The sequence below is a fragment of the Methylocystis heyeri genome, from assembly GCF_004802635.2.
GTDB classification, from domain to species: Bacteria; Pseudomonadota; Alphaproteobacteria; order Rhizobiales; family Beijerinckiaceae; genus Methylocystis; species Methylocystis heyeri.
The window spans coordinates 41059-54577 of sequence record NZ_CP046052.1; the positions used below are offsets into that span (position 1 = coordinate 41059).

The following is a 13519-nucleotide window of genomic DNA, read 5'->3' on the forward strand; positions in this document are numbered from 1 at the left end:
GCGTGTCTGTTAAAGATTTAGCGAGCTATAGAAACCTGGTTGCTTTTCTCTTTGCTTCTCCCGCATCCCTGATTCTTGGGCTGGTCTGCAGTTGCTTGCTTCCTTATCTTTGTTGGCAGGCGAGTGGAGACAATTTATTCGAGCTGCTGTTTTTCGTTTCGCTGCTGATCGGCGCCCTGCGGCTTTGCACCCTGGTCAGATATCATAGCAGGGACCACACCGGCGAGGATGAGGCGACCACCCGTTGCTGGGATAGGGAGTTCGTGCTGGGCGCTACGGCCATGAGCGCCGCTCTCGGCGCAACAGGCTATTTCGCGATCGCAGAGACGGCCAGCGCGTCGGTGCATTTGACGATCGTGGCGTACAACGTCGCTCTGGCCTCCGCCTATGTCGCGAGAAACGCCGCCCGCCCCAAATTCGTGCTGGTTCAAATCCTGACGATCATGGCGCCGTTTTGCCTCGCGCTGATGGGGTCTGGCGACAGGTATTACAATTATGTCGGGTTATCGGGAATACTTTTCATCGCGGGAAACGGCGTGGTCGCATGGAGCGTCCACCGCAATCTCGTCGCGCTGATTGAGGCCAAGAAAACCGCCGATCGGCTTTCTAGCCAGCTTCACCTTCAAAACCTCACCCTCGACGCCGCCATCAACACCATGCCGCACGGACTGGCGATGTTCGACGAGAATCTCGATCTCGCGGTCGCCAATGAGCAGCACTATTCTCTCTTCTCGCTACGAGAGCCGTCCATTCAGAAGACTTTCGCCGCCACGGAGAGGCATCTCGTCAAGTCGCGCCTGATCTCCAGGGCCGACGCCCTGTCCCTGTTCCACGCCTGCCAGGTAAGCCTGAAGGAGCGACGACCTTCGAACATCGAACTCGTCACCTATTCCGGCATGAATCTGGTCGTAAGCTTCACCCCCGCTCTTGAAGGGGGTGTTCTTATGTTGACGGAGAACGCCACCGAGCGCAGGACCGTGGAGGCGAAGATCGAGAGGCTGGCGCGCTTCGACATTCTCACCGGCCTGCCGAACAGGCACGAGTTCGGCCTGCGCTTGTCGAGGGCTTTCGACGCGCTCGCCGGCGGTGGGCCCGCTTTTGCGGTTTTCTACGTCGATCTCGACGGCTTCAAGCGAGTCAACGACACTCTGGGGCATGAAATCGGCGACGAACTTCTGGTCGAGGTCTCCAAACGGCTGCATCGCAAGAAGGAGACCGAAGCGATCATCAGCAGGCTGGCCGGGGACGAATTCGCCGCCATCCACCTCGTCAGTCATCCTGACGCCACTCTATCCATCGCGCAGGAGATTACGTCGGCTCTCAAGGAGCCGTTCTCCCTCGGCAACAACACCGTCCGGATCAGCGCCAGCATCGGCATCGCCTTCGCCCCCCTGCATGCCACGACGCCAGAAGCCGTCCTCAGGCACGCGGACATCGCGCTCTACCGCGCCAAGGCGAGCGGTCGCGGAAGCACGGTGATCTACGACGAGAGCATGGCTGCGGAACTGAACGAGCGCGTCAGCCTCGAGGCCGATCTCGCCGCGGCGGCGGCGGAAAGCGCTTTCGAGCTCCATTACCAGCCGATATACGATCTCGCCACGGGCAAGGCGGTCTCCTACGAAGCCCTGATGCGTTGGCGCCACCCCACCCGCGGCTATGTGTCGCCGAGCACCTTCATTCCCATTGCGGAGCAGACCGGCCGCATCGAACAACTCGGCTGTTTCGCGATCCGCCAGGCCTGCGCGGACGCCGCGTCCTGGCGCGACGACACCAGTGTATGCGTCAATGTCTCGGTTTTGCAGTTCCGCAATCCGGGCGTCCTCATGCAATGCGTCGAAAGCGCGCTCGCCAGCACGGGTCTCGACCCGCGGCGGCTTACGCTGGAAATCACCGAAAGCCTTTTCATCGACGAATTCGAGTCCACCTTGGGCACGATCGAGCGGTTGAAGGCCCTGGGCATCAAGTTTTCTCTCGACGATTTCGGCACGGGTTATTCTTCGCTCTCCAACCTGAGCCGGCTCCCGCTCTCGATCGTCAAGATTGATCAATCGCTCTCGAGAGACATCACCTTCAACACGACCTCCTACGCCGTGGTCGAAGCGGTTTGCTCGCTCGCAAAACGCATCGACATGATCGTCGTTGTCGAAGGGATCGAGACGCAGGCGCAAAAATTGGCGATCCAATCGCTCGGCGCGGACCGTGGTCAGGGATGGCTGTTCGGGAAGCCGGAGCCGGCCCGCCATATATCGGAGCAGCAGAGGCGCGCCGCCTGAAAGGATGCGGAAGCGTCCCGGAATCAGCGATAGTTCCATGGAGCGGATCGGCTCGCAGTCGCTTGTCGATAGAACCGGGCCCCTTACTCTCTGAGGCGCCCACGCAGAGGGGTTCGAGGGGTGAGCCGCTGCGCCGGCCCTGCAGCGATCGCGAGGCGGTTGCTTATCGTCCGAGAGCGTCGTCGGACGCGCTTGCCTTTTTTCAGCCTTCCGCCCGGTTGAGGGCCGGTTCGCCGGAGGGGAATATCACGCGCAGGCAGGCTCCGCCCTGAGGCGGTCTTTCCCAGGCCAGCGCGCCGCCGAGACTGGCGGCAGTCTCCTTGATGAGCGTGAAGCCGAATCCAGGCTGCGCGGAAGCTGGATCGAAGTCGGCCCCGTCATTGGCTATGGTGAGCAGGAGATTGGGTCCGGATCTCGTCAACCGTAATCTCATCGCGCCCGCGCTGTCCCCCGGAAAGGCGTATTTCAGCGCGTTGATCGCCGCCTCCATGTAAATCAGTCCGAGGCTCCGCGCTCGGCGCCGATCCAGGCCGATATCGGCCTCCACTCGGGATTCGACCTTTAAGCGCCCATCGAAGGTCTTTCTCATGGACTCCGAGAGTCTCGCGAGATAGGTCGCCATCGGCACGGTTTCATCCGCTTCGTCATCGAGCAGCCTATGCAGTTCTACGGCGTTGCGCAGCCTCAGAATCCAGCGATCGAACTGTTCCGGGTTCTGGCTCATCTCGGCTTCGCGGGCGGCGAGGGATAAAAAAGCCTGATATTCGTTTTTCACCCTGTGGCGGAGTTCGTCGTAGCGAGCTTCAGCTTCGGCGCATTTTCTCTCGCTGGAGGCGAGGCGCCGGCTCAATGACGTCAGCTCGAACTGGTCTTCCTCATATGCGATCGGCGAGGGTTTTGCCGCCGCACTGGCCTTTATCGGCGTGGCGGCGCCTTCGAACATCGATTTCAGGACCCATGAGCTGAGAAAAACGAAGGCGCTGAACTCGCATAAATGGCCGACGTCGCGTGGATCGTCGAAGCCGAAGTGGAATCTGGGAGGGATGAAGAAATAGAGGCTGGCGGCACAGGCCAGGAGCAAAGCGAAAGACGCCGCTTCATAGCCGAACAACAACGCGCTGAGGATAATCGGCGCAGCCAGGGAGATATAGGCGTGTTCGCGCGGATCCGTGTCGAGCGCCAGGTTGAGCCCAATGCCCAGCGCGCTCAGGACTACAGCGACCAAATAGCGCGTCGGCCGGGAGATTCTGGAGAAATACAGCTCCAGATCGTCGCTCAATCTCGAGCGCCTGGGCAGGAGCGCGCCCGGCCGCGGGTTGGAATAAAGGCTGGCGGCCGCCGCGGCCAGCATATAGGCGAGGACAGAGACGGGGACCGCGACGATCGGCAGTCCGAGCCTCATCAGAATCACGCCGCTCAGAAATCCGCCCCCTATCGCAAAAGACAGGATGGCTCGCGGGAGAACCATATATTCATCCATGCCAGCGGCCGGCTTGAACAAGCTCACTCCCGACGACTCCCTTCATTCGCGCGTTCCGCGCGCCTCGTCGCCTGCTCCCGATCGAGAGCCGCCGACGAACGACCTATTTCGTCTCCGGAACGACATAGGTCACATGGCCCATCTTGCGCCCCGGCCGGATCTCCGTTTTTCCATATAGGTGAAGGCAGGCGCCTTTTTCCCTCAAAATCTCGCGCCACCTGGAGGCGTCTTCGCCGATCAGGTTCTTCATGACAGCCCGCCCGTGGCGCCGGGTTTCGCCGAGCGGCCATCCGGCGATCGCCCGCATATGCTGCTCGAACTGCGAGGTCGACGCCCCGTCGATGGTCCAGTGCCCGGAATTATGAACCCGCGGCGCGATTTCATTGACGACCAGCCGCTCTGTGGGAGCCGATTGCTGCTCTATCAGGAACATTTCCACGGCCAGAATCCCGACATAATCGGCCGCCTCGGCGATCTTGCGCGCGATATCGGCGGCCTGCGCCGCGGTCTCCGGCGCAAGCCCGGCGGGAACCGTCGTGGTGGCGAGAATATGGTGCTCGTGCACATTTTCGCAAACGTCGAAGGCGCGAAATTCGCCGTCGAGAGAACGGGCCGCCACGATCGAGATTTCTTTCGCAAAGGGGACGAAGCTCTCGAGAATGCAGGGAACGCCGCCCAGTGCGCGGAAGGTGGCCGCGAGATCGGCGCCTCCCTGGAGCATGATCTGGCCCTTGCCGTCGTAGCCGAGCCGGCGGGTCTTCAATATGGACGGACGCCCGAGCCTCGCGACTGCGCGCGCCAGAGCGCCGGCGTCGGCGACATCCGCGAATTCGGCGGTTTCTATCCCGAGGCTCTGGACGAAGCGTTTCTCGATCAGGCGGTCCTGAGTGAGCGCGAGAACCCGGGGGTTGGGCCTCACCGGTTTTCGCGCCGCGAGAAAATCGGCCGTCGCCGCCGGGACATTCTCGAATTCATAGGTCACGACGTCGACGCTGTCGGCGAATTTGCCGAGCGCGTCCTGATCCTCATAGGCCGCGATGGTGCGGGCTGCGCAGACGTCGAACGCCGGTTCGCTCGCCGCCGGGGAGAAGATGTGGCTCTTGAGCCCCAGCCGGGCGCCCGCCATGGCCAGCATCCGCGCCAGCTGACCGCCGCCCAGGATACCTATGGTCGCGCCTGGCTCGAGCATTCTTCACCCATCACTGCTTGGCGTCGCCGCCACATTGTCGGTCTGCCGCGAACGATACTCCAAAAGACGTTCTGCAATCCCGGCGTCGTTGCGCGCGAGAATGGCGGCTGCGAAGAGAGCGGCGTTGACGGCTCCCGCCTTCCCGATCGCCAGCGTGCCGACCGGGACGCCGCCAGGCATCTGCACTATGGAGAGAAGCGAGTCCATCCCGGACAGCGCCGCGGATTCCACGGGGACGCCCAGCACGGGCAGGGGCGTCATGGCGGCTGTCATGCCGGGCAGATGCGCGGCGCCGCCCGCTCCGGCGATGATGATCTCGAAGCCCTCGCTCTCGGCGTTTTTGGCGAAGGCGACCAGCCGGTCTGGAGTGCGGTGCGCAGAAACGATGCGCGCCTGATGTCCAATGCCCAGTGCGTCGAGCGTCTCGGCGCAATGTCGCATCGTGGCCCAGTCGGATTGCGACCCCATGATGACGGCGACTGGAGTTGCGGACTTGGACACGGCGTTTCCGGCAGGCTGGAAGATGAAGGCTTGCGCCATAGCCGAAGAGGCTTCGTCATGCAAGCCGCCACTCGACCCGGCTCACGCTAAAATCCGCCGACGCCGGTCGGCCCTTGCGCAACGCGGTCCGGCGCACATTATGGGAAAGACGACCGCAGAATCTCTCTAATTCATTGAATTTGCGTAGCTTATTCCCATGGAGCGCTAGTGCGGGAAGTGGATCGCCGTCCCCAGGGCCGTCACCAGACAACCGCCTGCCAGGGCGATCAAAAAGCCCGTCAATCCGATCGACCAGAGGGAAATCCGTTTGTCGGGCCCGCCGTCGTTTTGTTCGAGCAGCGCGGCGGCGTTGGCGATGCCGCGGACCTTGCGACGGCCGGTCGCGGAGGCCTGCGACGAGGCGAAGGATTCGTTGAGCGAGACGAACATCCGCGGCATTGAAGCGTCCTTATCTGTGGCCGGACGCCCGCTTGCCTGTCTCAAAACGAGCCGGCGGCGACGTCCCGCCGCTAACGCTTCAATCGCCATGCCATCCCGAATTCGGACGTTTTCAGGTGTAAAGCTTCTTTCGCCCGGTTCTGGAAGCTTCATGCGATGATATCGGGCGTTATCTCGTCTTCGATGCGCTGCAGGCGGTCGCGCAGCAGAAGCTTGCGCTTTTTCAGCCTCTGGATTTGAAGCTGATCCACGCCGCCGAGGGCGAGAAGGGCGTCGATAGCCGCCTGTAAATCATGGTGTTCCAGCCGCAGGCGCTCAACTTCCGCGCGCATTGCAGCTCGTTCCGCTTCGTTTCGATTATCGTTCATCAATCGCCGCCCGCGCCGTCGCCCGAATGCGAGCGAATGTGCGTCAATCCGCCAGAATCGTAAATAATATTATCTCGTTCGACATGCCGCGCCAGCAAGCCCGAACTTCATTCCGCCTTGCAGGCCGCGCGCATTTCCGAGATCTGCCCGAGTTTCGAGTAGAAGAGCCCCCAATCGTCCCGCTCGGATATGGCGGTCCATATCGTCTCGACTTCGTCGATGAGCATGGAGCAGGGCCGTTCCCGCGAAAAATAGGGATGGTCGAGACGGGCCGTGGCGCATGGCTCGAAACCGTCCAGCGCCTCGCGCACAGGCTGGAAGTCGGTTGTCTCATAATGAGGCGCCGCCGGGCTCCGCCGCGCACGCGAGGAACTCGCGAGTCCGCCGCGCCAATCGAACACCGCCTGCTCCAGGGGGGCCTGCGAGGCGATGAGGAATTTGACGAAAGCGGAGGCCAGATTCGCATCGCGATCGGGGCCTTGCGAGACGAGCCCCAGCCGGCGCAGCAGCATTTCGTGAAAGGCCCGCCGCGACAGGTCCGGATAGGCGTCTATGGCCGATTGCGCTGCGGCGAGTCCGGTCATGGGCAGGAGGCATTCGGCCAGCCGGGCCAGATTCCAGCCTATGGCGCCGGCCTGGCGCCCGAAAGCATAGAGCCCCGATTCGTCGAAATAGGCCGCGGTGAAGCGGGTGTCCCAGGTCGGGGCGAAGCGCCAGGGCCCATAATCGAAGCTTTCGCCGGTTATGTTGATGTTGTCGGAATTGAGCACGCCATGGACGAAGCCCGCGGCCATATAGCTCGCGGCGAGGCGGGCTACCCGTTCCGTCACCTTTTCGAGAAAGGACGCGGCGCGCCGCCCGGGCGTCTCGCCGGCGATCTCGGGGAAATAATGGGCGATGGAATGGTCCAGCAGACGTTCGATCGCCGCCTTGTCTTCGAGGTAGGCGAGCCGCTGGAAGGTCCCGATCCGGATATGGGAGTGGGAGAGCCGCACCAGGACGCTCGACCTGGTGGGCGAAGGCTCGTCGCCCCGGATCAGCTGCTCGCCGGTTTCTATCAGGCTGAGGCTTTTGGACGTATCGACGCCCATGGCTTCGAGCATCTGCGTCGCCAGAATCTCCCGGACCCCGCCTTTCAGGGTCAGGCGTCCGTCGCCGCGCCTCGACCAGGGCGTCTGGCCGCTGCCCTTCGTGCCGAGATCGAGCAGTCGGCCGTCTTCGTGATCCCTGACCTGGGCGAAAAGAAAGCCTCGCCCATCGCCGAGGTCCGGATTGTAGGTCCGGAACTGGTGTCCGTGGTAGCGGAGCGCAAGCGGCCTCGCGAATGAATCCGGCAGGGGCTCGAATTTGCCGAAATGGGCGATCCACTCCTCGTCGTCCAGGGTTTCGAGACCGATCCGCTGCGCCCAGCGCTGGTCCCGGAAGCGCAGAACGTGCCGGGGAAACGCCGCGGGCTCGACCTCGTCGAAAAAGCTCTCGCCGAGGGAGCCGTGAAGAGTTTCGGGACGATAGAGCCGGGATACGGGCATGAAGCGGGAGCCTGAACGAGCCCGGCGCCGCCTGCTCGGCCGAAGACGGCCTGGCGAGGAAATCGCGCCGGAGCTGGAAAAACGGGGACGGATCTTGTTGCGGCGGCCGATCGGCCTCTGCGACACGCTCTCCGTCCGCAGAAGCATTTCGCGCGCCAGTCGAGCGAGGGCAAGGGGGGCGGTCGGCTTCAGATCGGACAGATGGTCCGATCCTCGGGAGAAGCGCCGGGAGCCGGCGGGCGAGCAATGCAAAACCCTGCCGGGTATTTGTGGAAGGCGCTCTTCAAAGAAGCCAAAAGGCGGAGATCTCTCCCCGCCCTGGCTGGCCGCCGACAAAGCGCAATGTCGAAAGCTCGACACTTTTTGCGACAAGAATGCGTTGCGACTTTCTCGGCTCGATTTTCTAACGCTCGGGCGGTAAGCGCGCCGGCGCCGGGTTTTGGGTCAATGCAGCGTCTCGGTCTGTTTGAGTTTGGAAATCTCGTCTTTGATGAGAAGCTTTTTGCGTTTCAGCTCGTGAATCTTTTGCTCGTCCATAGACCGGTGAAGTTGTTCCTGAGTGATTTCCTTTTCCAGCGCCTCATGACGGCGCTCAAGCTCGACGATATGGCTTTGTAAGGACATCGGGAACCTCCCTGCTTCGAACGCATCGCCACGGAAGCCGAAAGGCTGTGCGGCGTGAGTGCGCTCCGGCTTACAAATCAGGCGCGATCCTCTCCTCTCTCGCACGCAGGCCCGGGAACGGAAAGCGCGCCAGACCGGACGAAAGCGTCCAGCCGTTGCAGTGTGACAGAATTATTTTGTCCTGCAAGGCCAAGCCGAGCGGCCGAATGAAGGTTTTTTATCATGCAGATGACGTCATTTGAGCTTCTCTTTAACAATGGCGCCGGCGTGGCGTCGCCCTGCCGATTTTTTGTCTTCGGCAGGAGATGATTTTGTTAAAAACGCTTGCGCAATGTGCAGCGAGCCTTTATACGCCCCTTCACACCGGCAGCCGCCAAGGCGCCCGGGCGCGTAGCTCAGCGGGAGAGCACTTCGTTGACATCGAAGGGGTCACAGGTTCAATCCCTGTCGCGCCCACCATCTAAACAATAAGCGGGTTTTAGACGCGAGCCGAAGACGCCATGAGGCGCCAGGCGCTGAAACGCCGCGCCGGCGGCAGAGAGTTCTTACCTCTCGGCGCGGCGGGTTTCCGTCTCAGCCCTATCATCGCCCGCCAGGATCGACGCCGCCTACCGCGCAGCAGATCAAAGCGCTTAGCCGACTTCGCCTCTTCTCTCGCCTCAGCGGTTCAACCTCTCAAAATGCGAGCGCCCCGCCGTCACGGGGACGGTCGGGGCGCTTCATCATATCGGCGACCGTCGGCAGCTGAAGCGAGAAGCCGCTCTGCTCAGGGAACGCGCTCGTCGCACTGATAGCGGGTTTCGTGGCTGCTGATCTCGTATCCCTCGTCCAGAGCCACATCCACTTCCCGGCATGACGCGCTGGCGGCCACATTGCGCGGCGCGTTGGAGATCTGGCTGGCGTCCTGGCGGGAGGTAGTCGGGGATTCCGCGGAGACGAGCGAGGCGTCGAGCGCGCTCGCCAAGTCGGTGCAGGCGACTATGGCGACAACAAACACAAGAGCGGGGAACCCGAATTTCATGTCTTGCGACTCTATTTTTTTGGGGGCGACGCTAAATACGCGGCTGTAGTGCGGCGCGGTGGCTTTTAGGCGACTCGGCGAGGGGTTAACAAGCGAAAAATAGCCGAAAATTCGCTAAAAAATTAAAAACGCCGCCGAGCCGCTCGCTTAGAGCGCATTTTCGCAGCCGCAGCCATGCTCTTGCGATAAGAATGCGGCCCAACTCTGTGATCAGGAGCGATTTCCGATCGGCCGGACGATCCCCTCCGGTCGGAGGGCGTCCCAGCGCCGGCCATCCCGATGGAAGAACTTTCGGGCCGCCGTCGAGCGCAAGGGGTTCTTTCGGCCCAACGCCGCCGCCGCGCGCATGTGGGCGCGACGATATCCGGCTTGCGCGTCGAGCGCTCCGCTCCATACAACTGGCGAATGAACGGGAAAACGAATCAGTCCGGCGAAAAGCCCCTGATCCTTCCTTGTTCAAGACGGGATTTCCTGCAATCGGACGGTTTGGGAACCGGTTGGGGAAAAATCGGCGGATTTTTCGACGGGCGTTCGCTCCGACTTTTCGACTGGCGTGATTTCTCGACGGCCGGGCGACACCGTCCGGTGGGAAACGCGCCGAAACAAAAGCCTGGAGTCTTTCCCTGTTAGGAAAGACTCCGCGCCCGCCGGTTCGGGCGGGGCGTGGAACTCTTCGCGAGGGAGGTTGGCGAAATGGCGCAAAAGGGCGCTCAATCCCGGGGCGGCGGCTCCGGAGAAGACACGGCCGTCGCGCCTATCGAACTGCGCAAGGCGCTCGAGGAGCGCTACCTGCGTTATGCGCTTTCGACCATAACCGATCGCGCCCTGCCGGATGCGCGCGACGGCCTGAAGCCGGTGCATCGGCGCATTCTCTACGGCATGCACGTCCTGCGGCTCGATCCCGCCGCGCCTTTCAAGAAATGCGCGAAAATCGTCGGCGACGTCATGGGCTCGTTTCATCCTCACGGGGATCAGGCGATCTACGACGCGCTGGTCCGCCTGGCCCAGGAATTTTCCTCGCGCTATCCGCTGGTCGACGGTCAGGGGAATTTCGGCAATGTCGACGGCGACTCCGCCGCGGCCTATCGCTACACCGAAGCGCGAATGACCGCTGTCGCCCGGCTCCTGCTGGAGGGGATCGACGACGACGCGATCGACTTCAAGCCCAATTATTCCGGTGAGGAAAAAGAGCCTGTCGTCATCCCGGCGGCGCTCCCTAATCTTCTGGCCAACGGCTCGCAGGGAATTGCGGTCGGCATGGCGACTTCCGTGCCGCCTCACAACCTCGCCGAGCTTTGCGACGCCGCGCTCTATCTGATCGCCCATCGCCACGCGACGGCGGAGCAATTGCTCACATTCGTTCAGGGGCCCGACTTCCCCACCGGCGGGATCGTCGTCGACAAGCGCGAAGACATCGTCGAGACCTACCGCACCGGCCGGGGCTCATTCCGGCTGCGCGCCCGCTGGACGAAGGAAGAGCTGCCGCGCAGCGGCTGGGTCGCGGTCGTGACCGAGATCCCCTACGGGGTGCAGAAATCGCGCCTGATCGAGCGGCTGGCGGACCTCGTCATGGAGCGCAAGCTCCCTCTGGTCGCAGACATCCGCGACGAATCCGCTGAAGACATCCGCATCGTGCTGGAGCCGCGCGCCAGAAACGTCGATCCGGCCCTGATGATGGAGACGGTCTTCAAGCTTTCGGAGCTGGAGACGCGCTTCTCGGTCAACATGAACGTTCTCGTCGACGGCGTGACGCCGCGGGTGGTCTCGCTGGACGAGGCTCTGCGGCAATGGCTCGACCATCGCCGCGAGGTGCTGCTTCGCAGGTCGCGTCACCGGCTGGCCGCGATCATGCGGCGGCTGGAGCAGCTCGAAGGCATGATCGTCGTCTTCCTCAATCTCGACGAGGTGATCAGGATCATTCGCGAGGAAGACGACGCCAAAGGCGTGTTGAAATCCACCTTCGCGCTCAGCGATCTCCAGGCCGACTACATTCTCGATACGCGCCTGCGCGCCCTGCGCAAGCTCGAAGAAATGGAGTTGCGCAAGGAGCGCGCCGAGTTGCTCGAGGAGCGCGCCGAGGTCGAAGGGCTCCTGGGCGACGAGTCGAAGCAGTGGCGCGCCATCACCGGACAGATACGCGAGCTCAAAAAGACCTTCGGGCCGCAAACCCCGCTGGGTCGCCGGCGCACGACCTTCGAGGATGCGCCCGCTCCGGCGGATGTGGATCTGATCGAAGCCATGATCGAGCGCGAACCCGTAACCATCGTCGTCTCGCAAAAGGGGTGGATTCGCTCGCTGAAGGGGCATGTCGCCGATGTGTCGAGCCTGGCCTACAAGGGCGACGACGGACTGCTCGCGGCCTTCTTCGCCCAGACCACCTCGAAGATTCTGGCTTTCGCCTCCAACGGCAAGGTTTTCACGCTCGACGCCGCCAAGCTTCCGGGCGGTCGCGGGCATGGCGAACCGATACGGCTGCTCGCCGATATCGACGAGGACGCCGACATTGTCCGCGTCATGCCGCATGCGCCGGGCTCGTCGCTGCTGCTCGTGGGCGATGACGGTCGAGGCTTCGTCGTAGGCGAGGACGATCTCATCGCCACGACCCGAAAGGGGCGCGCGGCCCTCAATATCGACGCTCCCGCCCGGCTGAAGATCGTCGCCCCCGCGGAGGGAGATCATGTGGCGATCATCGGCGAGAATCGCAAGCTGTTGATTTTCCCGCTGGAGGAGGCGCCTCGCATGGCCCGCGGCAAGGGCGTGCGGATGCAGCGCTACAAGGACGGCGGCGTCGCCGACGCCAAGACGTTCAAGCTGGCCGGCGGACTGCAGTGGACCGATTCTTCCGGGCGCACCCACACCGTGCCCGAGGCCGAGCTGGCGGAATGGCTGGGCCACAGGGCCGAAGCCGGCCGGTTGCCGCCTCGCGGCTTTCCAAAGAACAACAGATTCGGGTGAAGCGGCGCTCGAACCTGCGGAAAGCGCGCTAGACGGGCCTTGCGCGCCGAGGGCGCGGCGTGCAAGAAATCCGCGCCGCCTTCGGGCGGTCGGCGCGGCGGCTTCGGCGCTCTCCCTGGTTCGTGCGGCAGAGCGTTGGAGGTTGCGGCGCATCCGGTTGAAACGGCATGCTCCAGGGGCCCCGATCCCGAGCCTGCCTTCCGAGCGACGCACGAGGCCTTTAGCCAACCCACCCCAGCTTTGCGATCAACCCGCCATGTCAGCCAAGCACCCAATAATATCGATAACCGGTTCCTCGGGAGCGGGCACGAGCTCGGTGAAGCAGACGTTCGAGCAGATTTTTCGCCGCGAGCGCGTCGAGGTGGCCTATGTCGAGGGGGACTCGTTCCATCGCTTCGACCGGGACGAGATGAAGCGGGTGATGCAGGACGCCCACGCCGGAGGCAATCACCATTTCAGCCATTTCGGCCCCGAGGCCAATCTTCTCTCCGATCTCGAAGAAATGTTCCGGGAGTATGGCGAATCCGGCGCCGGCCGCTTTCGTCACTATGTTCACGACGAGAACGAGGCGGCGATCTTCGGGGCCCCTCCGGGCTCTTTCACGCCCTGGCAGGAACTGCCGCCCAACACCGATCTGCTCTTCTATGAAGGACTTCACGGCGCAGTGGTGACCGACGACGTGAATGTCGCCCGCTACGCCGATCTCAAGATCGGGGTCGTGCCGGTCATCAATCTGGAGTGGACCCAGAAGCTGCTGCGCGATCGGCAGTCGCGCGGCTACACCACCGAGGCGGTCACCGAGACGATTCTGAGGCGCATGCACGATTACGTGCATTACATCTGCCCGCAGTTCTCCGAAACCGACATAAATTTCCAGCGCGCGCCGACGGTCGACACCTCCAATCCTTTCGTCGCGCGTTCCATACCCACGCCCGACGAGTCGATCGTCGTGATCCGATTTCGCGATCCTCGGGGCGTGGACTTTCCCTATCTCGTGACGATGATCGCCGGCAGCTGGATGTCCCGCGCCAATTCCATCGTCATTCCAGGAAACAAGCTGGACCTCGCAATGCAGCTCATTCTGACGCCGAGGATCCTCGATCTCGTAAAGCGCCGCAAGAGCTTGAGCTAAGGAAGCACC

General features: G+C 62.7%; 11 protein-coding genes and 1 tRNA gene. 4 read left to right on the forward strand and 8 right to left on the reverse strand.

Annotated elements, in window-relative coordinates; all coding sequences use genetic code 11:
* Positions 1-95: 95 nt before the first annotated feature.
* A complete protein-coding gene (locus H2LOC_RS00190; RefSeq protein WP_162009668.1) occupies positions 96-2273 on the forward strand; it encodes a putative bifunctional diguanylate cyclase/phosphodiesterase in 2178 nt (725 codons plus the stop codon).
* A gap of 202 nt (positions 2274-2475) precedes the next feature.
* Here H2LOC_RS00190 and H2LOC_RS00195 read toward each other — a convergent pair whose 3' ends face one another.
* The 7 genes from H2LOC_RS00195 to H2LOC_RS00225 all read right to left on the reverse strand — a co-directional run bounded on the left by H2LOC_RS00195 (position 2476) and on the right by H2LOC_RS00225 (position 8402).
* The gene (locus tag H2LOC_RS00195) at positions 2476-3780 is read right to left on the reverse strand and encodes a sensor histidine kinase (RefSeq protein WP_136494556.1); all 1305 of its coding nucleotides are present in this window, start codon (positions 3778-3780) and stop codon (positions 2476-2478) included.
* 76 nt (positions 3781-3856) lie between these two features.
* Complete coding sequence (locus H2LOC_RS00200) at positions 3857-4942, reverse strand: 5-(carboxyamino)imidazole ribonucleotide synthase (protein WP_136494557.1); 1086 nt, start codon at positions 4940-4942, stop codon at positions 3857-3859.
* 3 nt (positions 4943-4945) lie between these two features.
* Entirely contained in the window at positions 4946-5410 is a 465-nt protein-coding gene (gene purE, locus H2LOC_RS00205; protein WP_136496922.1) for a 5-(carboxyamino)imidazole ribonucleotide mutase, read from the reverse strand.
* Between the two features lie 237 nt (positions 5411-5647).
* The gene (locus H2LOC_RS00210) at positions 5648-6034 is read right to left on the reverse strand and encodes a hypothetical protein (protein ID WP_136494558.1); all 387 of its coding nucleotides are present in this window, start codon (positions 6032-6034) and stop codon (positions 5648-5650) included.
* Positions 6031-6249, reverse strand: coding sequence for a YdcH family protein (locus H2LOC_RS00215; protein ID WP_136494559.1), 219 nt, complete (start codon positions 6247-6249; stop codon positions 6031-6033). The genes H2LOC_RS00210 and H2LOC_RS00215 overlap by 4 nt, the downstream gene beginning before the upstream one ends.
* Before the next feature lie 107 nt (positions 6250-6356).
* Positions 6357-7778: a protein adenylyltransferase SelO gene (locus H2LOC_RS00220; RefSeq protein WP_136494560.1), complete on the reverse strand. Its 1422-nt coding sequence runs from the start codon at positions 7776-7778 to the stop codon at positions 6357-6359.
* A gap of 444 nt (positions 7779-8222) precedes the next feature.
* Positions 8223-8402, reverse strand: a complete 180-nt coding sequence (locus H2LOC_RS00225; protein ID WP_136494561.1) for a YdcH family protein — start codon at positions 8400-8402, stop codon at positions 8223-8225.
* Between the two features lie 384 nt (positions 8403-8786).
* Here H2LOC_RS00225 and H2LOC_RS00230 point away from each other — a divergent pair.
* Positions 8787-8861, forward strand: a tRNA-Val gene (locus H2LOC_RS00230).
* 307 nt (positions 8862-9168) lie between these two features.
* Here the strand turns inward: H2LOC_RS00230 and H2LOC_RS00235 are convergent.
* The gene (locus tag H2LOC_RS00235; RefSeq protein WP_136494562.1) at positions 9169-9423 is read right to left on the reverse strand and encodes a hypothetical protein; all 255 of its coding nucleotides are present in this window, start codon (positions 9421-9423) and stop codon (positions 9169-9171) included.
* A gap of 693 nt (positions 9424-10116) precedes the next feature.
* On the opposite strand from H2LOC_RS00235, the gene parC reads away from it, so the two are divergent.
* Together parC and H2LOC_RS00245 are read left to right on the forward strand one after the other, a co-directional pair.
* Entirely contained in the window at positions 10117-12378 is a 2262-nt protein-coding gene (gene parC, locus H2LOC_RS00240; protein WP_136494563.1) for a DNA topoisomerase IV subunit A, read from the forward strand.
* Between the two features lie 256 nt (positions 12379-12634).
* On the forward strand, positions 12635-13510 hold the full coding sequence (locus H2LOC_RS00245; RefSeq protein ID WP_136494564.1) for a phosphoribulokinase: 876 nt from the start codon (positions 12635-12637) through the stop codon (positions 13508-13510).
* The last annotated feature ends 9 nt before the right edge of the window (positions 13511-13519 follow it).

Excerpts from the sequence above, each read along its gene's own strand:
- H2LOC_RS00200 (WP_136494557.1), bottom strand. The coding sequence starts at position 4,942 with ATGCTCGAGCCAGGCGCGACCATAGGTATCCTGGGCGGCGGTCAGCTG.
- purE (WP_136496922.1), bottom strand. The coding sequence starts at position 5,410 with ATGGGGTCGCAATCCGACTGGGCCACGATGCGACATTGCGCCGAGACG.
- H2LOC_RS00210 (WP_136494558.1), bottom strand. The coding sequence starts at position 6,034 with ATGAAGCTTCCAGAACCGGGCGAAAGAAGCTTTACACCTGAAAACGTC.
- H2LOC_RS00215 (WP_136494559.1), bottom strand. The coding sequence starts at position 6,249 with ATGAACGATAATCGAAACGAAGCGGAACGAGCTGCAATGCGCGCGGAA.
- H2LOC_RS00220 (WP_136494560.1), bottom strand. The coding sequence starts at position 7,778 with ATGCCCGTATCCCGGCTCTATCGTCCCGAAACTCTTCACGGCTCCCTC.
- H2LOC_RS00225 (WP_136494561.1), bottom strand. The coding sequence starts at position 8,402 with ATGTCCTTACAAAGCCATATCGTCGAGCTTGAGCGCCGTCATGAGGCG.
- H2LOC_RS00235 (WP_136494562.1), bottom strand. The coding sequence starts at position 9,423 with ATGAAATTCGGGTTCCCCGCTCTTGTGTTTGTTGTCGCCATAGTCGCC.
- parC (WP_136494563.1), top strand. The coding sequence starts at position 10,117 with ATGGCGCAAAAGGGCGCTCAATCCCGGGGCGGCGGCTCCGGAGAAGAC.
- H2LOC_RS00245 (WP_136494564.1), top strand. The coding sequence starts at position 12,635 with ATGTCAGCCAAGCACCCAATAATATCGATAACCGGTTCCTCGGGAGCG.